This is a genomic window from Pseudoalteromonas sp. GB43 (assembly GCF_054923805.1).
The window spans coordinates 870,645-893,044 of record NZ_JBPCHJ010000001.1; the positions used below are offsets into that span (position 1 = coordinate 870,645).

A 22,400-nucleotide genomic window follows, 5' to 3' on the forward strand; every position below is an offset into this window, starting at 1 on the left:
AATTCATTATCAACAAGAAAAACGCTAATGTGCTTTTTTAGTCCCATAACGGATCATATCTTTACCGTTTTCATAAACATCATTACTTACGTAACGACCCAGTAGCAGCTTATGACTATCATCAAGCACCGCAACAAATGGGCGACCATCACTATTGTTTGTAGCAAGTGCAACTCCGGCTACGTTCTCAAGCCCTAAACCGCCATTTTCAACTAGGCGTAAAAACGTTTCTAACTCATCTAATGTTTCAATTACATCGTTATCGTTAATCATCTCAAATACTCAGTGTTGCAAATGCGCGTAGCATAGCAGGATTCAAAATAAGGTGCTAATTGGCGTGTCTAAGAAACTCTATAAAATGTCGTTTTTTTGCAATATTAAACAATGCATAAGCACTAAGCTCGTTGAAAATATTATTTAAGGATTATTTATGAAACGAGCTAACTATTTTTCTTTACAACCACTGCTAATAAAGCACCTAATGGAACAAGAGCAACTTATAAAACAGGCTGCCGAAACGACTTTCAGCTTAAAAACATGGGAGCTTATTAAATTAAGAGTGTCGCAACTTAATCAATGTGCTTTTTGTATTGCGATGCACACACAACAAGCAAAAGACTATGGTGAAACTACGAACCGTATTATTGGTTTATGTGCTTGGAAAGATATGCCCTTTTACACTAACCAAGAACAACTTGCGCTAACTTTGTCAGAAAAATTGACACAAGCACAGCCAATTGATGATACTTTCTACCAATCGCTAGTTAAAGAATTTACAGACGAAGGGTTAGTCGCTCTCACAATCGCTATTAATGCCATTAATAGTTGGAACCGTATTGTGAAAATGTTTAAACCTGAAGTGGAGTTTAATGAGTAACCACCTTACCTTAGAACTGATGACCCCTAAAGGTGATATTGCCCAAAGTATTCAAGCTATTTGGTTTGCCAAGGCGAATTTTCAAGGGGAGCAATGGCTTGCTTGTGACGGAGCTACAGGTGTTATATTTCCTGTTGCAGGTGAGCTACTGCTTGATGACCATCAGTTGCTCCCCCCTTATGCATTCCAACAAACATCTACACATGCTTCTAAACTTACTTTTTCAGAAAATGCTGTGTTCTGTGGTATTCGTTTTAACCCGACCGTATTACCTGAACTTGAACGCTCTGCACACCCTATCGTCGCAAAGAGCTCATTAAATGCTATAGCAAAAACCTTGCAACAGAGTGCCAACCTCGAAAAGTTTGTGACCTTGGTCAAATCGTATTTCACTAGCCAGCACAGATTAAATCAACATAATAAACACTCAAAACATTTAATCCGTAATCTCATTGAGTTAACGCCTCTCGAAACGGCTTATCAGCGTGCCCCACTGAGTCAACGTCAGCTTGAAAGGCAGGTTAAGGAGCAATGTGGTGTCACACCTAAATATTTTGAACGTATTTACCGAGTAAAACTGGCTAAACAAGCAATTAAGGAGAACCCTGAGCAAAGCTTTGCAGATATTGCTGTAGAGTGTGGCTTTACCGATCAGCCCCATTTAATCAAAGAGTTCAAAGCAATAATGCACGTCACCCCGGCAAAATACCGCAAGTTATTAAAAGACGCTCAAACTAAACAAACAAAACTCATTTTGCGTTAGTCATCTTCAAAACGCAGAATATCACCTGGCTGACAACCTAAGTGCTTACAAATTGCATCTAAGGTTGTAAAGCGTACAGCTTTAGCTCGCCCAGCCCTAAGAACGGATAAGTTTTGTGGCGTAATACCTATCGCTTCAGCTAATTCTGTAGATTTCATTTTTCGCTTAGCTAACACAACATCTAAATCAATAATAATCGCCATTAAATCACTAACTCTTGCTCTTCTTGTAGTTGCTGTGCTTGGCCCATAATCCAACCAATAACATAAATAATCAACCCCACCACTAAACCTATAATATCAGTATCTTGTATCGTCACGACTCTTCCCATATCAGTTCCTGTTGCAAAATTAAGAAGAGTTATAAGTAGTGATGGATAGCAGACAACTAGTGCAAATTGCGCTAATAATACGCCACCTAACCATTTAAAACATTGGATATTTTCAATAGTGAAAAAAGATCCACATCGGTAAAGCAGAAATAACCGAATCAAAATTATATTGATAAGAAAAAACGGCAGCAATTGCACAAGACCCAGCCATAAAACACAATCAAAGCCATGCTCACCCAATGTCTGAGCGATTCCTTGCCAAGATCCACTGACTTCAAGACCAATCCACATATGCGCACCGTTACTTTGCGTAAAACTTAACACATCACTGTCACTGAAAAGGACAATAATGCTTGTTACTAACAAACTAATAAGCGTAAAAAGTAGCAAGCTTAGGATCAGCGTACTCATCCACACTATTTTTTTCATGACGATTTACTCAGTGTTATTTGTTTTAAAAGTTGCTCATAGTGAGTCGCTAACTGCTTACCTGTCAACGCATTTGAATGATGCTTACCTTTTGCAATGTAAAGCTGCTTTTGCTGAGATTTTGCATGTTGATATAAATCTTCCGCTAACTCAGGTGGCGTTTGTGTGTCTTTTTCACCGGTGATTATTAATAGCGGTGCTTGGTAAACTTGTAATACTTTTAAATTATCAACTTGATTAATCTCTTCACTAAATTCAACACTAACAAACGGTTTAGCAAACCACGGAATTCGTGCTGCTGTCATCTGCTCAACATTTGTCACACTGCCTTCGAGTACGAGAGCATCGACGTTGCGCTGACTGGCAACATAACCTGCGATCATACTTCCTAAAGAATGACCATGGATCACCACAGGCAAAGTACTTAGATCGGCTCTGCTTTTCACATAATCAAACACCAGTAATGCATCAGCTTTTAGATTAGCCACACTGGGTACTCCAGAACTCAGCCCATAACCGCGATGGTCCATCATTAGAATATTTACCTGAAAAGGTAAAAGTAGCTTGGCAGGATCTCCACCTGCGGCACTAACGCGAAACTGGTTGCCACCAAAGTAAATAACTGTTGCGCGTGCATCTGCAACTTTAATTAGGGTGCCCTTAAGAGTGATGCCTTCATCGGTGGATAAAGTTACTTCTTGCTTTTTGGCTGTCGCATCAACATTTTGTATATCCTGCATCGTTATTTTTTTATCCGGATACAAAAAGTGAGACTCCTCAACTTTAATTGTCGTACAACCAGTTAATAACAACACAATCAGCGAAACGATTGCTATAGAACCAAATTTCATTTTCACGATCCTTCTAGTAAAAAAACTACTATGGCACTGAAAAAGTTAAAAAACAAACCAAAATTACCGAAAAACGATAATTAATTAACTCATATCGAACATTTAAAGTCCTTCCTTTGAGGTAAAGTATTGAGCAAAAGCGCTATCTCTGTTCATTCATTATTTCTCTAATTCTGTTTTGAGCGATTTTATTTGCGCTCAGCTTTTATCCATAGGATAGTTAACTCAAGCCTACAAAACCTGCTGTAACTAAATAGGATAATCATGAAAAAAGTTTTACTTGCCACTAGCTTAATCGCCTCGTCATTTACTGCATTTGCAGCCAATTTAACCGTTGAAGAACTGCGTATTGAAAAAGCCAGCAAAGCCATGCCAAAGGTGTTGAGTGCTTTTTCTGATGAAGTAAATCAATTTGAAAAACAGTGGCAAGCTGCCACCAGTTATCAGCAAGCAAGTGACCTTATTGATGATTACGCCAAACAATTATGGCGCGATGCCAAAGCGCGTATAATTAAAACCAACAGCTTCGACGACCGAGAGCTGTATTGGGCACGTTTACTTTCAAGCAAGATTATTCGCACCAGCAAACCTCAGTTTGCAATGACCGACAGTGAACAAACCGCGTTATTAACCATGCTTGAAAATGGCAGCCGAGGCCGAACCGACCTTGATTACAGTAAAAAAACCGATAAACGCATTTTAATTACAGGTTTTGATCCGTTCCTTTTAGATAGAAATATTAATCAAAGTAACCCATCAGGTGTTGCGGCATTATTACTTGATGACCAAGTGATTAATTACAATGGCATTAGCGCAGAGATCAATACGGTGATGGTGCCAGTACGCTACGAAGACTTTGATCAAGGTATTATCGAATCATTACTTGCGCCCTATTACGCACTTAACAATGTCGATATGATTGCCACTATTAGTATGGGCAGTAAAGACTTTGATCTTGAACGCTTTCCAGGTAAACGCCGTAGTGTAACGGCGCCCGATAACGCCAATATTGTGTATGGCGGCACAGCCACTGCACCGAAAATTTCGAGCCTTAACGGTCGCCCTCTTCCGGGCAATGAGTTTGTCACTTTTAGCTTACCCGTTAAGCAGATGCAAAAAGCCAAAGGGCCATTCCCAATCAACGACAATCATAAAGTCGTTACGCTTGAAAAAGCATTTGAGCCACAATCTCTTAAAGAATTAGAAGGTGCGATTGCTGTCAAAGGCGGTGGCGGCGGCTACTTATCAAATGAAATTTCGTATCGTAGTATTCGACTGCGTGATGAGCTTAATTCAGACATCCCTACAGGGCATATTCACACCCCACGTATTCAGCAATTTGAGCCCGAGACAGAAGCTAAAATTGTTAAGCAAATTAAAGCGATGCTGGAGCAAAGCTTAGTTGCAATTTAAAACGTTAAGCTCAGCTATTTAGTAATAGCTGAGCTTTTTCCAACTCACAATAAGTATTTATTGTGGGCCTGTTCCGCCATTCACTTTACTGCCCAAAGAATTTGGATCATCCAAGCGGTATGGGTAAAGTTGAACATCACCAAATACCGCTGCTCCGCTATCACGATATTGATCAGTTGCTGATCTTCCAGTGTAAATATTTCCTGAAGCACTAAAATAACCCGAGCCTTGATTCCAGTGCGGTTTTGCTGAATTTTCAAAGTAATTGCTTTCTACTAAAACCTCAGCGCCATTACCTGCACTAATTGAGAAGTAAGTAATGTTCTTCCAGTAATTATTAAACATATGCACACGTGAATTATAGCCATCGACTTTAGGATTTCGCCCTGCTGCTGTATCCCAAAAATTGTGATGCGCTGTTATTTGAGAGTTTCTGAATAAATGAGTATACCAATGCTGGTTAGCGCAAACTTGCATGTTATGCCCGTAAAAACGATTCCAACTTAAAGTAACGTTTTGACTATTGTCTACATCAATATATCCATCACTTATTTTATTAAATGCCATGTGATCAACCCATACATGACTACTATCATCTATTGAAATAGCATCACCAGCTTCAACAAGCGCAGGGTTAATATCCTCAAGCATAATGTTCTTAATAATAATATTTCGCTGCTTGCTAATAACGAGGCTGGCACCAATTATTTTCGAGTTTTTACCTAACCCTTGCAGCGTTTTATTTGATTGCACAATGATACGTCTATCATTGCGGGTAACATTCACGGTTGAGTTTGAGCTACTTCCCAACTCACTACAGCTTTGATTACCAACAGGTATTCTGTACCAAGTTTTACCGTAATCACCCCATTGGCCACAATCAAGTGGGCAAGCTGGCACCGTTCTATTGGCGGTTCTACAATCAATCACGGTGTTATCTGGAACCTGAATAACCGCAGCAGAGCCAGAACTCAACGCCGTACTTAAATCATCACAGCTATATACTGTGATGGCTGTGTTATTCCCACCACCGGTCGTTGTGCTCAATCCATCTTGGTCTGCTTGAGATGCAAAGCCTATTAAGTCACTAGGAGTGGTTCCTGTAGTCCCACAGTCGCCATTTACTGGATTAATAAACCATCTTTGTGAACTGATCCCAGCATCATCATTTTGATAAACATTTGCAGTATTATTTGAGCCTGCAACTGTCAAAGATTTACCGGTTAACTTATTAACGATATTGAAGCCGCCCGATGAAGATGCTTTTAACAACCAACGTTGATTTGCTCCTTGCCAATCATCATAAGCAATTATATTTGCACCATTTGATTGCGATGAGTTCAACACATCAAGAACTTTATTATTAAATTTAGAGCGAATAATCCAATAGCCATCTGCTTCTTGAATAAGCTGAAACTTTTGGTTATTTCCACCCCAGTATTCGTAGCTAATAATATTCGGGGCTGAGCTAGAATCACTGGTATTTACATCAAGTGCAAGGCCAGACCCCCTATTAATTACAGAGTATACATTGCCAGATTCTGGCATAGCACTACATTCTCGTGCCTGTAAGGTATGTTGAGTAAAGCACAAAAGTACTATTAATGTTTTCACTAACAACTTAGTTGAGCTGTAAATCTTCAAGACTATCTTCCTTAACTATTTATAATATTAAATTACCTATAAAGATAGACTACCTGCATGTACCCAAAAACACAATTAATGTTTATTTTTTGTAAAGAAACTAGTAAGCCATCTGAAAACTACATGGCTACAACTCCCGACAAAGTCTGTGTTATTTAAAGCAAAAAACTTAATAGCTGATTTTATCGCTAGTCATACTAAAGTTTGATACATAAAAATTGTAAAACTCTTGTTTATATCTAAACTTTAAGTATGAAAAATCATTAGGCCAATTATATGAAAGGTATCGTCTTTACCGAGTTTTTAGAAATGGTCGAAAATGAGTTTTCTTATGAGGTCGCAGACAAAATCATTGAAGAAAACTCACTTACTTCAAACGGCGCTTACACCAGCGTTGGAAACTACGACAATAAAGAGCTGTTAATGTTGGTCAGCTCATTAAGCAATCACATAAATAAGCCCGTTGATGAACTGGTTCATGCTTATGGTAAGTATTTGTTAAAGCGTTTTTTTGTTTTATTTCCACACTTTTTTGATAGTGTCGAAAGTACTTTTGAATTCCTTGATACCATTGACCAACACGTACATATTGAGGTTAAAAAGCTCTACAACGACGCTGAATTACCAAGCTTTGAAACTAAACGAATTAGCCAGAGCGAAATGCAAATGTTTTATCGCTCTGGTAACCCATTTGCATGTCTAGCTGAGGGCTTAATTGAGGGCGCATGCGAACATTTCAATGAAGTTATTACCGTTAAAAGCGAGATTGAGGATAACTATCAATCTGCCACTTTTACTCTAACAAAAGAAGCTTAATGTGGATGAAGAACTCTATAAACGTAGAATAGAACGAGAGCGCCAGGCTCGAAAAGAAGCCGAAGCGCTTTTAGAACAAAAATCCTTAGAGTTATATGAAGCCAATATGACGCTAAAACATGCAGCCGAAAATCTAGAACAAGAAGTCATCATTCGCACCCGGGATTTAAATAAAGCCAAAGAGTTAGCCGATGCCGCCAACCAAGCTAAATCGATGTTTTTAGCGAATATGAGTCACGAAATCCGTACGCCAATGAATGCAATTCTAGGCATGGCCCACCTCGCCCTTGATACAGAATTAACCGACAAACAATATGATTACATTGAAAAAATCCAACTCTCGGCCAAATCACTGCTTGGTATTATCAATGACATTCTCGACTTTTCTAAAATAGAAGCCAATAAGCTCGAACTTGAAAACAGTGATTTTAATCTAAACAACTTTCTCGCTAACCTAGCTAATTTAGCCAGTAGCTTAATTGAGAAAAATAACATCGAAGTCATTTTTGAAATTGACGATGATATTCCTGAATTTTTAATCGGTGATGCACTTAGGCTCAATCAAGTTTTGTTAAATTTACTGAGCAATGCTATTAAGTTTTCAAACCAGCAAAATGTCACGCTAAAAATGACAAAAGAGTCACAAACCAATACCTCTATTTGTATTAAATTTCAGGTCATTGACCAAGGCATTGGTATGTCTCAAGAGCAAGTAAATACTGTGTTTAAGCCTTTTTCACAAGCCGATGTTTCAACAACACGTAAGTTTGGCGGTACAGGTCTAGGTCTTGTTATCAGTAAAAAGATCATCGAGCTTATGGGTGGTCACATTGAGGTAAAAAGCCAATTAAACAAAGGGAGTTGCTTTAGTTTTGATGTGTCATTTGCGCTATCGGGTATGCAAAGCTGCCACGACACAAACATTTTCAAACATAAGCGAGCTCTTATTATTGAGCAAAGCGACCTAACCTGAAGCTATTCTCCAAAGCATGCTCAACACATTAAGCATCAATGTAAAAACTATTGATTGCATGGATGAAAAACTCTCTGAGGTCGATATTAGCCATAGTTACGACTTTATTTTTTTAGATTGGCACGTTTTAAACTGTGAACAAAATAACATTTTAGAAAACCTCAAAAAACAGCTTTCTATCGACATTAAAAAAACCATTATTCTCGCATCTTTTGAAAACCAACAAGTTAAAGACACGCTAAGTACGCTAGATAAAACCGTTGAAGAAATACTTTTAAAGCCGATTATAAAAGGGAACCTGTTGAAAACCCTTGAGCATGTGATGGGGATTGCTACTAAAAAGGAAAACAAAGTAGATAACACCTGTTTTAAAACGCTCGCGGGCTCAAAAATACTTCTCGTTGAAGACAACCCGCTAAACCAACAAGTCGCATCGCAAATATTGCGTTCAAATGGCTTTATTGTTGATATCGCCGAAGACGGCATTGCAGCGATTGAAGCTGTTGAGAAAAACACTTTCGATTGCATTTTAATGGACTGTCAAATGCCGAGAATGGATGGTTATACCGCCGCGAATAAAATTAAACAGCAATCAAAGTTTGCCCATATTCCAATCATCGCCATGACCGCCAACACCATGGAAGCCGACCTAACTAAAGCAAAAGAATCTGGCATGCAAGGCTACATCGCCAAGCCAATAGAAGTGCAAACCATGTTTGAGGTCATTGCTGAGCATTTAACGCAAAAGCCTCTGTAACTTTTAGTCAGTAAGCTCTATGATTTTTTGTTCACCTATTGAGTTGTTCTGCTTACGAAACTCGTTAGGGTTAACCCCAACGATGTTTTTAAAAACACGGTTGAAGGTAGCAAGCGAAGAAAAACCACTTTCCATTGCAATACTGAGTATACTCCAATGACTTGCTTCGTCTTTTAGTAACAACCCTTGCGCATGCTGTATTCGGTACTGATTAATAAATAAATTAAAATTTGTAGCTTTAAAGTGGTAACGAATTGCCCGGCTGATTCTTATACTCAGGTACTGCTAATGCTTGGGCAAAATCAGAAATTTTCAAATTAGTTTGCAAATAAACCTGCTTATTGATGAGTGCTTCTATACCAGTAATAAGCTCAGCCTCTACCTCATTATTTTCAGATTGTTCAGCCTGATTGGTAGCTTTCACTACCTTTTCAGAGTTCACCACTTTGCTATCAACAGCTTCAGGCACGCTGTTGTGGGCACGTTTTTGCAAGAACATTACTAGCTGCATGGCAAATACAATCAACAATGCAGATGAGGTAATTATAAGCGGCTCAAATTGTCGAAACTCGCTCTCACTGAATAAAAATTTAGGCAAAATGCTGGCATTAAATACAGCTAAGAAGTAGCAGCTAGCAAAAATCTTTGCCTGCAACTTTTGCGTTTCTGTTTTACCTTTATAACCCCGTAATGCTTCCCAAAAAGAGAGCACCAGAATACTAGACGATAGCAACACCGTTATTTCGGTCATCCCCTGCTTTAAACGCCACATAAATTGGCTATCAGGGAAAAGCTTTACATCAATATTCACCAAATAATGCCACGTCTGGTTAAACATAATTAACCCCGCAATAACAGTTGCCACTGCAATATGCACCTTAGAAATAGGCTTTTGCTCTCGAAATAAAGTCCGTGAGATAAGCCAAGCCATATTACAAGTTGCGCAGGTAAATAAGCCAATTAAATAACTGTAAACACCAATACTGGGCGCACTAATTTTTTGCACCCCAACCATGCAAAGCGAGCCACAAAATACAGCAAACAGATAATGAATAAGTTGCTTATCTTTTTTCATGCCATTTAGCAGCATGAGCCCCATACAAACGAAAACGAGTAAGTAATAAGGGGATGTATTTTGCATAACTCTTCATGCCTTAAATTGGGGGATTGATGAATTTTTTACCAATCAGATAAGTGTACTTTTTCAAAATCAACATAGCAAAAAGAGTTTGTTAGTGAATGTGTCAAACCCTGTGTGAGTTCTCATAAATAATCACAATATTTTATTGATCAAATTTCGAATTTGAGAAGAGTTTCTTCTCTAGCCCTTTATATTTGAGGTATTAGAAAAATATAATGGATTTGATGATGTTTAACAAAAATAGCAAACTCACGCCTTTAAAGGCGCTCGAATACAGTAAAAAGCTTTGGTTTAGTAGCCTGATAATGGCGCAAACTTGCTTTGTGATTTACCTCATTCTTGGTTATGGAATGACAGGGTTAACTACAGGTCTATCAGGTTGGAACCGACTTAATAACACCGCTTATGTTGCCAATGATGCAACGGGGAATTTGATGTATGCAGTGCATGTATTATTTGCTGTCGTGATGATCCTTGGCGGAAGCTTACAGCTGATTGAAAAACTGAGAACAAAATACCGAACATTTCATCGCTATAATGGCCGTGTATTTGTTGTTTTAGCTTGCTGTATTTCATTTGCTGGCATGTATTTAATGATAGTAAGGGGCACCGTTGGTAATACCTTGATGCATGCGCTGACAATGTTTGGCGGCTTAGTGGTTATCGTATCAAGTCTATTTGCGGTTAAAACCGCAAGGGCTCGTAACTTCAACGCCCATCAAGTATGGATCATACGCTTATATCTTGCCGCTAACGGTGTGTTGTTTTTTAGATTATTAATATTTGCATGGTTTTTAGTATTTGGCACCTTAGGCGTCGATACCGCTACATTTACAGGGCCTGCCGTGCTTGCCGTTAGCCTTTGCTCTTACTTAGTCCCCCTTTTAATAGCCGAACTTGTCCGCTATGCAGCTCGAACGAATATTACCTTTATCACTATCGGCACCGCCTGTTTGATGACGCTAATATCAATCGTGTTCTTAATCGGCTTATTTGGGGTGACTATGGCAAACTGGTACCCAGCTATTGTTAGCTAACTAAACCTCATACAATAAAGCCACCTGAGTAGGTGGCTTTGTAAGCGAATTTTGAATCACTGTAAATTAATACAATTCAAATAGCGGACGACCATTTTCGTCGTATTTTACTTCCATCACACGAGCGTGGCGGTTTGGATCGTAAAGTGGATCTTTTACTATTTCCTCAAGTGGACGAGTGTCTGTTTTTGGCACCACACTTGGTTCACCAACTGCGTGCTCATAGTCTCGGGCATGGTAAATACACAGTGGTGTTTCACCATCTTCAGCTACTGTAAAACAGTTATGACCTGGACCAAAAATTTTCTTATCAACACTTGTTTCAAGTACTGGCATACGTGTTTTGGTCCACGAATTACGATCAAGTAAATCGCTGTTTTCATCCGCTTCCATATAGCCCATACAGTAACATGCACCTGTTGCGCTTGCAGAGAAAGCAATGAAGATTTTACCGTTATTTTTAAGTACTGCCGGGCCTTCGTTTACCCAAAAGTCGACACGCTCCCAATCGTAATCAGGTGTCGTCAGCATAAACTGTGCTGTTTTTAGCTTAATAGGAGATTCCATCTGTGCTAAATACAAGTTGGATGCCGCAAATTGACCACCCGTTTTCTCTGCCCAGCAGAAGTAGCGCTTACCGTTATTTTCAAAAATAGTGGCATCTAAAGAAAAATCAGTGAACGACTTTTCATCGCCCTCAGCCGCTTGCATCATGCCAAGTTCAATCCATTCATCATTTAGTGGATCTTGACCTTTACACTCAAGCACATACGGGCGTAATGCCCAAATATCATCTTCTTCACTCGCTGCAAAATAGATATACCATTTGCCATCGAGGTAATGAATTTCAGGTGCCCAGATATGACGACTCATCGGACGCTGTCATGTTTGAACCAAATATCAAAGGTTTCAGCGTCTTTTAGGCCCTCTAATGTAGCAGCCCTACGAAGTTCAATGCGATCATAAGTTGGTACAGAACCGGTAAAATAATAAAAACCATCGCTGTGCTTATGCACAAATGGATCGGCACGCTGCTCTACTAACGGACTATTTGTTTGTAATGTCATCTTGAAACCTGATCGTTAAATTTTAATTTGTATTATTTTATTACTTTTTGGTAAGAATACAAATATAACATTATTTTTAACAGACAGTAATCATAAACCTTTCATACCTTCAAGCAGCACATTTGCATTATTCACTTCACGGCTCGTTTCAGAAAGTCCTACCTTTGTGGCGCCACCCACTAGCCAAATTTGGCCGTTTAACGTAACAGCTCCTAAACCGTGGCGTGGCGTTTGCCACTCGAAAGATTTGCGCCATTGCTGCTTAGACAAATCATAGCTAAAAACCTCACGATCAACTCCTTTCCTATGTTCACCGCCAAACACAGTGATAGCATTATCAATAACCGCTGCCGCATGCCCTGCTCGTGCTTTAGGGAGTGCTGCATGTGCTTGCCATGTGTTTGTATCGGGTAAGTATTCGAGCATGTCTGAGATAGGCTCACCGCCAACGGTTCTGCCACCTAGCACAAACCAACGACCGTTTACTTGAGCACTCGCCGCACTGTTTCTAGCTGAAGGTAAAGGAGCCGCTTCTGTAAATGTGAAGCTATTAGGATCAAAGACTAAATGCGCACTCACATCTGAACTATGCTGCCATTGGCCATTTTTCTCACTGCTTGGGCTACGTCCACCTGCTAAGTGCACTTTACCATTAAGCACTGCGCCCACAGTCTCACTTAACGCAAAAGGCAAACTCGCCACCTTTTGCCATGCTTTAGCGCCTTTATCTAGCATTAGCACATCACGGCTATTGGTCCATTGGCCTTGGCTATTAACAAAACCTCCAAAAGCAAATAGTCTGTTTTCTACTGCGATTAAATACGTGTGATGACGCCCTTCAGGTAAACTCGGGGCTGATTGCCAACTTGCATACTCAGGCGACCAAAAATGAACTTTTGCAGTCATCTTATCCGCAGATGCTGGCAGCTCGGTAGAGATACCCCCTGCAACCCAAATCTGTTGATTCATGACTGTAGGGTAGATTTCTTGTATAGCCTCAGGGAGCTTTGGTGCTAACGGCTCTTTTGCCGATAACGTATAAGGAAAACACGCCATAAAAAGCGGCAACAGTTTGGTTAATCGCATATAAATCCTTAATAAGCAGTTGATTAGCTAAAGACTAAGCCAGCTGTACCTATTCGTACACTGCCAAATAGTCTTACTCGAACAACGATTACTATTCCTAAATGACATCAAATTGATATATTATAACAAAACATTTAGCGTATTTTGTTTAATCTTATTAAGGGTCACTACTATGAGCAAACTCCCCGTCACCGTGCTCTCTGGCTTTTTAGGTGCAGGTAAAACCACTGTGCTCAGCCATATTTTAAATAACCGTGAAGACAAAAAAGTGGCTGTAATCGTCAATGATATGAGCGAAATAAACATCGATGCAGCAACAGTTAAAAACGATGTTTCGCTTAGCCGCGGCGAAGAAAAACTAGTAGAAATGAGCAATGGTTGCATTTGCTGCACACTGCGTGAAGACTTACTCATTGAAGTACGCGCTTTAGCGCAAACAGGCCAATTTGATTATTTGGTTATTGAGTCAACGGGTATTTCTGAGCCCCTTCCTGTTGCCGAAACATTTACCTTTGCCGATGAAGATGGCGTGTCACTGTCTGATGTTGCAAGGCTTGATACCATGGTCACGGTCGTTGATGCCGTTAATTTTTTAAACGACTTTAACGAAGCCAAATTCTTACAAGAAACCAACGAACACTTAGGTGATGAAGATGAGCGAAGCGTAGCCGACTTACTTATTGATCAAGTTGAGTTTGCTGATGTCATTTTAATTAGTAAAACAGACCTAATTAGTGCCGATGAACTTGAGAGTTTAAAAGCCATTTTAAACTCATTAAATACCTCTGCAGAACTGATTGCCATTGAAAATGGCCAAGTTGATATCAATACAATTTTGGGCACGGGCCTGTTTAACTTTGAAAAAGCTCAGCAAGCACCTGGCTGGCTAAAAGAACTGCGCGGCGAACATACCCCAGAAACCGAAGAATACGGTATTAGCAGCTTTACTTACGGATCGCCGCCCTTTTCACCCTGAAAAATTTTATAACTTTATTCATAACAATCAGCGCGAAGGCAAATTACTTCGTTCCAAAGGCTACTTTTGGTTAGCCTCTCGACCACAATTTGCTTGCCAATGGAATCAAGCTGGCGGCATAGCCCGCTATGGTTTTGGCGGGGTATTTTGGAAAGCCTTACCGAAAGATCAGTGGCCAACAGATAGCGACTACTTAGATTCAATTAACCAAGTATGGCAAGAGCCCTTTGGTGATATGCGCCAAGAGCTGGTTTTTATTGGTCAAAACCTCAATCAAGCAGCGATCATTCAAGCTCTCGATAACTGCTTACTTAGCGACGATGAACTATTAGCAGGCAAAGCGCTTTGGCAAACCCTGCCCGATCCATTTCCTGTCTGGGAGGAAGCATAATGACAGCCTACGCATTAGAACATGACACTGATAACCTACCAACAGCGGCCGCAACAGCGTTAAGCCCTGTGGTGTTTTCACAAATTTATAAACCTGAGCATAACATTGCAATTTGGCAGCGTAACTTAGCTGAACAGCTGCAATCAGAAGTAGCTGAGAGTATTACAGCCAACCCAGAACTCAGCATTAACGCTGTGATCAATCAAAACAGCATTGTGGCTGACATTGATAAAGCCCTTGAAAAACTACCTCAAGCAAAAGAGCTTAAAGCCGACCTCGCTCAGCTTGTTGATATGTTTTGTTATTTATTTGAGTTAAAGCGAACCGGATTACGCCTAAGAGTTCTTGAACGTGCCATGTGCCCACGTTTTCATGTTGATAAAGTCCCTTGCCGGTTAGTCAGCACATATTATGGTAGTGGTTCGCAGTGGTTGCAAAATGCAGGACTTGATCGCACCAAACTTGGCGCTGGTCATCAAGGATTAAGCGATGAAGAATCAGGATTAATGACAGCAAATGCTAAAATTCACTCTCTAAATGTGGGTGATGTAGCCTTATTAAAAGGCGAAACTTGGCAAGATAACGAAGGCAAAGGCCTTGTGCACCGCTCACCAGCACTCGCTGCTGGCGAAAAACGACTACTTGTAACCCTTGACTTTATTGCTTAATTCGAGCGTACCTGTTGCGTCTATTGATTTTAATAGGCGCTATTTCATTCAAGAATACACAACAACTGCTCATGGCTTTAAATTAACGAAAAGCATACTAAGCGCACTTGCAATTGCTGATAGAGCAAACATCCTTAGTAACAAAATTAAGACATTCCCTGCACCACCAGCAAAAGTGCCTTTAAAGCTTAATGGATAACCATGAAAAACCATTAAATATAATACGTTAAAAAGCCCTACCCGCATCCCGTCAATTTCATGGGTATCACCATTTTTTAAGTGAATTTCACACACATGCAAAGTAGGTAATCTAACTCGGGGTTCGCCAAACTTTCGTTTGCGTTTTAGATCCATCGTATAGTGAAATAACACCTCTGCGATTTCATTTTTAGCAATTGTGATGGGACGATTTTGGTGCTTTTTAAACGTCAACTTATCAACTTTAAGCTCATCCTTGCTTATGCTCATTGCCCATTTAGAACCAAAGCCATACTTCTTGTAAGTCATGATGCGTTTGGTAATAAACACCAATAAAAAGCTTGTAAGGCAAATTAAAAAAGCCAACCATGGTTTAACAGCATCTACTAAATAAAAACTAGATAGTGAGATTGCGCATACCATAAGCGCAAAAATCACTTGGATCATCCTGATAACGTCGCTAAGCCTGGCAAAGATTCTAGTTCTGTTAATGAATCTTCGGTTAGTGATGATTTCCCTTTAAAGGCTGCATATCGAAACCATTTTTTATCATTTAAATCCAGTTCCAGTGAGTGCTTAGCCATAGAACCCATAAATATCCCTTTTAAAATAAAGCTTAATAAGAACAACCTTCAATGTTCCTTAAACTTATACACAACCCGACCTTACGAGTAAATACGCAAAGAACTAATAAGTTAGGTTTAACTTGGCATATAATATGTTCAGTAATTAATCAAAAACGAGCTAAACTACGTATATTAAAGAAATTAATTTGTGTGAGTTGATATGGAGCGCATTTTTCAAAATAGCCGGTTTTTAGTTATTATCGCGATTCTCACCACAGCCATTTCATCGTTACTCGTTTACATTGCCTGTGTGAATATCGTTTTCAATGTTGTTAAAGTCACCATCACCGCGCTACCTGACTCAGCAAAAGGAGGGAAAGAGTTAATTGTCGAGCTTTTAAAAATTCTCGACCTATTACTCATCGGTATTACTCTTCAAGTCATTACCATCAGTCTGTACCGGCTATTTATATCGCCCTCAACAACAAAAAGCAGCCAGTTTTTGGCCGCCTTTCATATCGAAGATTTTCATGACTTAAAAATTACTTTAGTGCAGGTAACATCTGTGATTTTGGTGATTCTGTTTTTAGAACACGCCGTTGAGTTTGGCGGCACAATAGAAACCCTCTACCTTGGTATTTCTATTGCGATTGTGGTTGCCGCCTCGACCTTTGCATGGCGCTCAATGAAATAGTGAATACTCGCTACGCTAGTTTATTTTTCAGGGTAACGTAGCTTATATTGCTCTTTCATCGCGGCATTAAACCGCTCAAGTAAACTGCCCTTTTGGGGTTCTTTAGCCAGTTCGAGCAAATCAATTTTTAAGTGGTTATGCTCATTAAATTGGCTAGCAAATGTGCCCATCATTGCTGATTCAAACTTACCATCAGTGAGCAGTTCAAGTACCTGATTACCGAATTGAAACGCCTCGTACTCATTAAGTAGTGTTAAAAAATCACTAAATGATGCGCCCGATAAGTTACTCTGCGTTTTAAATGCACTTAAGTAACCTTTTGCTAATAAGTTTTGCTCTTTAAAGGCTAGCTGAAATTGGTATGCATGGCGGGTTTCGTGTAATAAAAACGCTAATGGCGCATAAACTTCCATCTCTTTGAGCTTATCTGGGTTTAAATAAACTAATCCTGCACCTGGGTAACGTACATCAAACACAAAATTAACTGCTCTTTGCGGATACAAGGTGTTATTTATCACCAAGGTTGGTGCTGTAATAGCAAAGCTTTTAATTTCAATTGCAAACACCTCTGGTAGTAAAGCCATTCGCTGCTCAAACGATAGCGCTTCCCAGTTCATTAACTTTTTATAAAGCGCTTTATTTTGCTTTAAGGCGTTGACCAGTTTTTCTGCATCAAGTTGTCTTTGCTTATGTGCTTGCTCTAACCAAGGAATATTAGATTCACTGAGCGCGTATGCTGTTGGCGTTTGTTTTTGCAATACTTCATTAGCATAAAACTTTGCAGGTTCTGCATAAACAAAGCAAGATAAAGCTAAACAAGCGCTTGAAAATAAATGGGTAAGTTTCATGGTGTGATTTTTATCGATAATTTATTGCCTAGATTTTACTAGCTTATGCAATAGAATTAAACGTCTTCAATTTTTTAAAAAGGCGTAACAGCTTATGTTACGCCTTTAAATTTAAGCCCTAAAGTGCAAGCGCTAATATTTGCTTAACTTTCGCTAAATCAATATCACCGTGTTCACCTAGCGTAGTTAACTCATTCTTTTCTAAGTTTTTAACAACCGCGTCGATTGCTTGTTCATCAAGGTCATAATCAGCAAGGCGTGTTTTCACAGCCATTGCTTCGAAGAAGTCTTGCACTGCTTTAATCGTTTTATCGATTTGTTCAGCTTCATCGCTATAATTAAAACCAAACACTCGCTCACCAAGTTGCTGTATTTTAATAGACTTCTGCTCTTTTTGAACATGCATTAGCGCAGGTAAAACTATCGCCAGCGTTTGTGCGTGATCAAGATTGTAAAGGGCTGTTAATTCATGACCAATCATATGTGTAGACCAATCTTGCGGTACACCCTGACCAATCAAACCATTAAGTGCCATTGTAGCCGACCACATAACATTGGCTCTTACATCATAGTTTTGCGGCTCGCTCAGCGCTTTAGGTCCTTCGCTGATCAAAGTTTGTAAAATACCTTCTGCAAAGCGATCTTGTAATGGCGCATTTACTGGGTAAGTTAAGTACTGCTCAATAACGTGTACAAACGCATCTACTACACCATTACTTACTTGGCGCTCTGGTAACGAAAAAGTATATTCAGGATCAAGTACTGCAAAAACTGGTTGCACACTCGATGATGAAAAAGCACGTTTCTGCGACGTCTCTTTTTTAGTAACCACTGAGTTACCGTTACTCTCAGAGCCAGTTGCAGGTAAAGTTAAAACTGCACCAATAGGAAGCGGGTTACTAAACTCAGCACCTTTAACAAGGATATCCCACGGCTCACCTGCAAAGTTATAAGCTGCTGCAACAAACTTAGCGCCATCAATAACACTGCCACCGCCAACAGCTAAAATAAAGTTAACATTATGCTCTTTAGCACTTGCCACAGCTTGCATCAGTGTTTCGTATGTTGGGTTAGGTTCAACACCACCAAACTCTATAACATCAACATCAGCTAACGCACTCATTGCTTGGTCGTAAACGCCGTTTTTCTTTATTGAGCCACCACCAAAAAGTAATAGTACTTTAGCGTTTTCTGGTAAACGTGACGTGATCTCACTCATTTGACCTTTACCAAACAAAATTTCGGTTTGATTTTTATAAATAAAGTTCAACATTTAAATGCCCCTTAAATTAGGTTTAAATTGCTAATTAGCTAATTTACTTAGCTAACATTTCTAAAAGTTTTTCTGCTAATAATTTATCTGAAAACGGGTTTTGCCCCGTAATGAGTTCGCGGTCAACAACCACATTAGGCTGCCACTCACTAGCGAATGCCATATTTCCACCGGCGTTTTCCATTGCCATAGCTGGATAAAACTTAAGCTTTTTACCTTCTAAACTGCTTTCAAAAACACGCTCTTCAGGGTCTGAAAAAATAGTCATTTTATAGCCGTCATAAATCCAGTTGTTGGCCGCTGCCTTTTCGCCATCTTTTATTGCTTGATAATAAGAATTTGGCTGAACTTGTGCCGACAACAACGTAATTGGGCCATGGCAAATTGCCGCTGTTGGTTTACCTTGCTTATTAAAATGACGCAAAATCTCACCCACTTCTGGGTTGTTTGCTAAATCAATTAAAGGTGCATGGCCTCCAGGGATAAACACAGCCTCATATTGGCTTAAGTCACCCGCTAAAATTTCGCTCAAACTCGCGGTATCATTGATATCAGGAAGTGATGCTACAAAACGCTGAATGCTCTGCATTTTAGCTTCATCACCATCAAAGTAATCGGTGCTCACTGATTTTTTATCTACTTGAGGCGCATTACCTTTAGGTGTTGCAAGTACAAGCTCATAACCCGCATCAACTAATGCTTTTGCTGGCACACCAAACTCATTTAGGTAGTAGCCTGTTTCAATGCTCTGGCCGTCAGCTAAGTCCATGGTTGTTTCACTTGATAAAATAACCAATACTTCGCCTTCACCCGCCACTGCAAACATCGACATAGTTGATGCAGCAACAAGCGTTAGTCGCTGTAATATCTTTTTCATAACTCATCCTCTTAGAAAGTGAAGCCATCATAGTGGGTTTGCGGGGCGAGTAGAATTCGGATAAATTAAGAGGAGCAATCAGAATATTTATGGCTCGTACAGTTACATGTCTTATCTCACGCAATTAAAAACCTTTGTTGAAGTTTATCGTTGTAAAAATATTACGAAGGCTGCGGCTAATTTAGGCTTATCTCAGCCTTCGGTGACTTCTCATATTCAAGCAATGGAGTCAGTCGTTGGTAAATCTTTATTTGAGCGCAAAGCCCGCGGTGTTACCCCCACTGCCGCTGCACATGATTTAGCGCTGCAGGTTTCTGGTCATATCGATATATTAGAGCAAAAAATCATGTCGATACGGGCACGTTCTGATGCCGCGCATGGCACTGTTAATATTGCAGGACCTGCCGAATATATTAGTAGTGTATCGGGGCCACAAATTGCCAACTTACTGCAATCTGGCAATGTAAATCTTGTTCTGCATATTGGTAATAAAGTGAGAATTTTTGATGCCTTGCAATCAGGTACTGCAGATATTGCTATTGCCGCATCAGCGCCTGATCCTGCACTATTTGATAGCCTAGTGCTCGACAAAGAAAAGCTCATTTTGGTTATGAACCGTTTACATGGCCGAGAAATCAAAGACAGCGCCATTACCGCAGATTTACTCTCAAGCTACAATGTCGTTGCTTATGATGAAGAGCTGCCTTTGATAAGACAATACTTTGAAGCTGTATTCAACGCAAAATGCCACTCAAACGTCATTGCTATTTGCCCGGACATACGTGCTATTAGCAATATTATTCGTTCAGGTATTGGTTATTCTGTATTACCCGATTACCTTTGTCGCGATCAGATAAAAGCCGGGGAGCTTGTGCAACTGGGGCCCGAAGGCCCAGAAAACATAATTTACTTAGTTTGGAACAAAGGGGCATTAAAACACCCCCGTATTGCATTTGCCAAAGATGTTATTTCGGCCTTTGCAAATATTAATTACTTTGCAAACTAAGCAAGGCTTGCTTTGCGTCTAGCAGTTTTACTCGTGGGGCAAGCGCATTTAGTGCGATTAAATGTAGCATTTCAGATACTGTGGTACACACATCTGTTAAAACTGCCACATCGTACTCTTTAGCTTGCTCTGAGATAGCTGTATGAGTTACACAGTTTTGCGTCATCATACCTGCGATCAATAGTTTTTTAATACCATGCTGCTTTAAAACATCTTCTAAATTAGTTTGATGAAAGCTGTCTGCATAGTGTTTTACAACCACAGGGGCTTCTGGTGCTGCATTTAAAATATCAGGATGAATATCAACACCTTCTGTACCTTCATTAAAAAATGGCGCTAAACCCTGAGAAGGATCAGCAACATGCTGAATATGAATAGGTAAAACCCCGCGCTCTGTGGCTTGTTTTATCACATCGACGAGCTGATCTTTTACTTGTTTAGCCTGCCATAAAGGAAACGCGCCATCCTCAAAGTAATCATTCTGTAAGTCGATAATTAGTAATGCTGTGTTTGTCATTGTATAAACCCTTTTTCATTGTATTGACGCCTAGTTTGCTGAATTTTTAACGCATCAAACAGTGACCCAAACACCATTTATCGATAATATTGGGCCAAAGTGTTTGATAAGGCTTTACCATGAATGTTGCAGTATTAGCATTTCCAAATATCAGTCCATTTCACCTTGCAGTACCATGCATGGTGTTTGGTGAAGGCGCTCGCTCAGCTGGTATTAAAGAATTTAACTTAGCAGTGTGCAGCGAAAGTAAAGCTGTAATGCCCTCAAGCGCGGGGTTTGATATTCAAGCGCATCACTCAATAACAAAGTTTGATCAAGCAGATATTATAATTATTCCGTCTTGGTCATCACCTGAAACAGCCCCCTCTAAAGAATTAGCAACCAGTTTGCTAAACGCGCATAGCCGTGGCGCTATAATTGTAGGGCTTTGTTTAGGCGCTTATGCGTTAGCGCACATTGGGCTTTTAGATAATATTGAAGCAACCACCCACTGGGCATACAGCGATGACTTCAAAGCGCGCTTTGCAAAAGTGAAGCTTAACAATCAAGTGCTTTACCTTGAACATAATCGGCTATATACATCGGCAGGAACAGCGGCAGCCATTGATTGTTGCTTATATTTAGTTCGCAAATTTTTAGGAAGCGAGCAAACTAATGCTATTGCCAGAATGATGGTAACTGCGCCGTATCGCACTGGCGGGCAAACACAATTTATTGCCCTACCCGTCCCGCAAAATGTTGCTGATGAGCGTTTAGCAAGCTTGCTTGAACAGATGCAAAAAAACTTAGCTAGCAACCATACGATTGATACACTCGCAGAGCAAATGCACATGAGCCGACGCACCTTTACCCGCCACTTTCAATCGCTTACTGGACAGAGCGTTGGGCAGTGGCTGTTAAATCAACGTTTAAACCACGCGCAGCGACTTCTTGAGTCAACTGATTTACCTCTAGAACATTTAGCCGAGCAATGCGGCTTTGGCTCATCTGTTACTTTACGTCATCATTTTCGCTCTCAGTTTGGTTTATCACCGCGAGACTGGCGTAATGCATTCCGCCAAGCTTAAAGCTTAGGTATAATTAGTTTTTCGACTCGATTTTGGTTTTTAAATGAAAAAGCTTTCTAAAGTACAATTAAAACAGCAAGCCCTTGTATTAAATGTTGCCAATTTCTAAAAAGCCACCTTAACTAAGGTGGCTT

Annotated in this window: 25 protein-coding genes and 2 pseudogenes; 12 read left to right on the forward strand and 15 right to left on the reverse strand. The window is 39.9% G+C overall.

Annotation, left to right across the window (positions count from 1 at the left end; all coding sequences use genetic code 11):
* Positions 1–24 precede the first annotated feature (24 nt).
* Positions 25–273, reverse strand: coding sequence for a hypothetical protein (locus ACRWSG_RS04090; RefSeq protein WP_054551897.1), 249 nt, complete (start codon positions 271–273; stop codon positions 25–27).
* 157 nt (positions 274–430) lie between these two features.
* On the opposite strand from ACRWSG_RS04090, the gene ACRWSG_RS04095 reads away from it, so the two are divergent.
* Entirely contained in the window at positions 431–877 is a 447-nt protein-coding gene (locus ACRWSG_RS04095; protein WP_138599883.1) for a carboxymuconolactone decarboxylase family protein, read from the forward strand.
* Complete coding sequence (locus tag ACRWSG_RS04100) at positions 870–1,640, forward strand: AraC family transcriptional regulator (RefSeq protein WP_054551899.1); 771 nt, start codon at positions 870–872, stop codon at positions 1,638–1,640. Before ACRWSG_RS04095 ends, ACRWSG_RS04100 begins: the two co-directional genes overlap by 8 nt.
* On the opposite strand, the gene ACRWSG_RS04105 is transcribed toward ACRWSG_RS04100, so the two are convergent.
* From ACRWSG_RS04105 to ACRWSG_RS04115, 3 genes are read right to left on the reverse strand one after another with little or no spacing between them, the layout of a single operon-like run.
* Positions 1,637–1,843: a helix-turn-helix domain-containing protein gene (locus ACRWSG_RS04105; RefSeq protein WP_054551900.1), complete on the reverse strand. Its 207-nt coding sequence runs from the start codon at positions 1,841–1,843 to the stop codon at positions 1,637–1,639. The genes ACRWSG_RS04100 and ACRWSG_RS04105 overlap by 4 nt on opposite strands.
* Positions 1,843–2,400 carry a DUF2975 domain-containing protein gene (locus tag ACRWSG_RS04110; RefSeq protein ID WP_462165707.1) on the reverse strand — a complete coding sequence of 186 codons (558 nt, stop codon included), beginning with the start codon at positions 2,398–2,400 and terminating at the stop codon, positions 1,843–1,845. Before ACRWSG_RS04110 ends, ACRWSG_RS04105 begins: the two co-directional genes overlap by 1 nt.
* Complete coding sequence (locus ACRWSG_RS04115) at positions 2,397–3,251, reverse strand: alpha/beta hydrolase (RefSeq protein ID WP_462165708.1); 855 nt, start codon at positions 3,249–3,251, stop codon at positions 2,397–2,399. The genes ACRWSG_RS04110 and ACRWSG_RS04115 overlap by 4 nt, the downstream gene beginning before the upstream one ends.
* Before the next feature lie 264 nt (positions 3,252–3,515).
* Here ACRWSG_RS04115 and ACRWSG_RS04120 point away from each other — a divergent pair, with 264 nt between their 5' ends.
* Positions 3,516–4,664 (forward strand): hypothetical protein, encoded by a 1,149-nt coding sequence (locus ACRWSG_RS04120; protein ID WP_462165709.1) that lies wholly within the window; start codon positions 3,516–3,518, stop codon positions 4,662–4,664.
* A 57-nt stretch (positions 4,665–4,721) separates the two neighbouring features.
* Here the strand turns inward: ACRWSG_RS04120 and ACRWSG_RS04125 are convergent, their stop codons facing one another.
* Positions 4,722–6,308: an RICIN domain-containing protein gene (locus tag ACRWSG_RS04125; protein WP_462165710.1), complete on the reverse strand. Its 1,587-nt coding sequence runs from the start codon at positions 6,306–6,308 to the stop codon at positions 4,722–4,724.
* A gap of 276 nt (positions 6,309–6,584) precedes the next feature.
* Here ACRWSG_RS04125 and ACRWSG_RS04130 point away from each other — a divergent pair, with 276 nt between their 5' ends.
* From ACRWSG_RS04130 to ACRWSG_RS04140, 3 genes are read left to right on the forward strand one after another with little or no spacing between them, the layout of a single operon-like run.
* Positions 6,585–7,124, forward strand: coding sequence for a heme NO-binding domain-containing protein (locus ACRWSG_RS04130; RefSeq protein ID WP_194442769.1), 540 nt, complete (start codon positions 6,585–6,587; stop codon positions 7,122–7,124).
* Position 7,125: 1 nt separating this feature from the next.
* Positions 7,126–8,097, forward strand: coding sequence for an ATP-binding protein (locus ACRWSG_RS04135; protein WP_462165711.1), 972 nt, complete (start codon positions 7,126–7,128; stop codon positions 8,095–8,097).
* 16 nt (positions 8,098–8,113) lie between these two features.
* A complete protein-coding gene (locus ACRWSG_RS04140; RefSeq protein ID WP_462165712.1) occupies positions 8,114–8,854 on the forward strand; it encodes a response regulator in 741 nt (246 codons plus the stop codon).
* A gap of 3 nt (positions 8,855–8,857) precedes the next feature.
* Here ACRWSG_RS04140 and ACRWSG_RS04145 read toward each other — a convergent pair whose 3' ends face one another.
* The gene (locus tag ACRWSG_RS04145) at positions 8,858–9,133 is read right to left on the reverse strand and encodes a helix-turn-helix domain-containing protein (protein WP_462166893.1); all 276 of its coding nucleotides are present in this window, start codon (positions 9,131–9,133) and stop codon (positions 8,858–8,860) included.
* Positions 9,093–9,995: a helix-turn-helix domain-containing protein gene (locus ACRWSG_RS04150; protein ID WP_462165713.1), complete on the reverse strand. Its 903-nt coding sequence runs from the start codon at positions 9,993–9,995 to the stop codon at positions 9,093–9,095. The genes ACRWSG_RS04145 and ACRWSG_RS04150 overlap by 41 nt, the downstream gene beginning before the upstream one ends.
* 224 nt (positions 9,996–10,219) lie before the next feature.
* Here ACRWSG_RS04150 and ACRWSG_RS04155 point away from each other — a divergent pair, with 224 nt between their 5' ends.
* Positions 10,220–11,032 (forward strand): DUF2306 domain-containing protein, encoded by an 813-nt coding sequence (locus ACRWSG_RS04155; RefSeq protein WP_462165714.1) that lies wholly within the window; start codon positions 10,220–10,222, stop codon positions 11,030–11,032.
* A gap of 66 nt (positions 11,033–11,098) precedes the next feature.
* On the opposite strand, the pseudogene ACRWSG_RS04160 reads toward ACRWSG_RS04155, so the two are convergent.
* Together ACRWSG_RS04160 and ACRWSG_RS04165 are read right to left on the reverse strand one after the other, a co-directional pair.
* Positions 11,099–12,099 (reverse strand): annotated as a pseudogene (locus ACRWSG_RS04160) (family 43 glycosylhydrolase).
* Positions 12,100–12,189: 90 nt separating this feature from the next.
* Complete coding sequence (locus tag ACRWSG_RS04165; RefSeq protein ID WP_462165715.1) at positions 12,190–13,185, reverse strand: Kelch repeat-containing protein; 996 nt, start codon at positions 13,183–13,185, stop codon at positions 12,190–12,192.
* Between the two features lie 172 nt (positions 13,186–13,357).
* Here ACRWSG_RS04165 and zigA point away from each other — a divergent pair.
* Positions 13,358–14,552 (forward strand): annotated as a pseudogene (gene zigA, locus ACRWSG_RS04170) (zinc metallochaperone GTPase ZigA).
* Positions 14,552–15,220 carry a DUF1826 domain-containing protein gene (locus tag ACRWSG_RS04175; RefSeq protein WP_194442773.1) on the forward strand — a complete coding sequence of 223 codons (669 nt, stop codon included), beginning with the start codon at positions 14,552–14,554 and terminating at the stop codon, positions 15,218–15,220. The pseudogene zigA and the gene ACRWSG_RS04175 overlap by 1 nt, the downstream one beginning before the upstream one ends.
* A 69-nt stretch (positions 15,221–15,289) precedes the next feature.
* Here the strand turns inward: ACRWSG_RS04175 and ACRWSG_RS04180 are convergent, their stop codons facing one another.
* Together ACRWSG_RS04180 and ACRWSG_RS04185 are read right to left on the reverse strand one after the other, a co-directional pair.
* Positions 15,290–15,865: a hypothetical protein gene (locus ACRWSG_RS04180; RefSeq protein WP_462165716.1), complete on the reverse strand. Its 576-nt coding sequence runs from the start codon at positions 15,863–15,865 to the stop codon at positions 15,290–15,292.
* Positions 15,862–16,047 carry a hypothetical protein gene (locus ACRWSG_RS04185; protein ID WP_462165717.1) on the reverse strand — a complete coding sequence of 62 codons (186 nt, stop codon included), beginning with the start codon at positions 16,045–16,047 and terminating at the stop codon, positions 15,862–15,864. Before ACRWSG_RS04185 ends, ACRWSG_RS04180 begins: the two co-directional genes overlap by 4 nt.
* A 157-nt stretch (positions 16,048–16,204) precedes the next feature.
* Between ACRWSG_RS04185 and ACRWSG_RS04190 the strand changes: the two genes are divergently transcribed.
* Positions 16,205–16,678 (forward strand): YqhA family protein, encoded by a 474-nt coding sequence (locus ACRWSG_RS04190; protein WP_054551913.1) that lies wholly within the window; start codon positions 16,205–16,207, stop codon positions 16,676–16,678.
* Positions 16,679–16,698: 20 nt separating this feature from the next.
* Here the strand turns inward: ACRWSG_RS04190 and ACRWSG_RS04195 are convergent, their stop codons facing one another.
* From ACRWSG_RS04195 to ACRWSG_RS04205, 3 genes are all read right to left on the reverse strand, one after another.
* The gene (locus ACRWSG_RS04195) at positions 16,699–17,526 is read right to left on the reverse strand and encodes a hypothetical protein (protein WP_462165718.1); all 828 of its coding nucleotides are present in this window, start codon (positions 17,524–17,526) and stop codon (positions 16,699–16,701) included.
* A gap of 118 nt (positions 17,527–17,644) precedes the next feature.
* Positions 17,645–18,799 (reverse strand): iron-containing alcohol dehydrogenase, encoded by a 1,155-nt coding sequence (locus ACRWSG_RS04200; protein ID WP_462165719.1) that lies wholly within the window; start codon positions 18,797–18,799, stop codon positions 17,645–17,647.
* Positions 18,800–18,842: 43 nt separating this feature from the next.
* Positions 18,843–19,676, reverse strand: a complete 834-nt coding sequence (locus ACRWSG_RS04205) for a type 1 glutamine amidotransferase domain-containing protein (RefSeq protein ID WP_187489980.1) — start codon at positions 19,674–19,676, stop codon at positions 18,843–18,845.
* A 106-nt stretch (positions 19,677–19,782) separates the two neighbouring features.
* Between ACRWSG_RS04205 and ACRWSG_RS04210 the strand changes: the two genes are divergently transcribed.
* Positions 19,783–20,682 carry a LysR family transcriptional regulator gene (locus ACRWSG_RS04210; protein WP_294411147.1) on the forward strand — a complete coding sequence of 300 codons (900 nt, stop codon included), beginning with the start codon at positions 19,783–19,785 and terminating at the stop codon, positions 20,680–20,682.
* Here the strand turns inward: ACRWSG_RS04210 and ACRWSG_RS04215 are convergent.
* A complete protein-coding gene (locus ACRWSG_RS04215; protein WP_462165720.1) occupies positions 20,663–21,199 on the reverse strand; it encodes a cysteine hydrolase family protein in 537 nt (178 codons plus the stop codon). The genes ACRWSG_RS04210 and ACRWSG_RS04215 overlap by 20 nt on opposite strands.
* 119 nt (positions 21,200–21,318) lie before the next feature.
* On the opposite strand from ACRWSG_RS04215, the gene ACRWSG_RS04220 reads away from it, so the two are divergent.
* A complete protein-coding gene (locus ACRWSG_RS04220; RefSeq protein ID WP_462165721.1) occupies positions 21,319–22,266 on the forward strand; it encodes a GlxA family transcriptional regulator in 948 nt (315 codons plus the stop codon).
* Positions 22,267–22,400 lie beyond the last annotated feature (134 nt).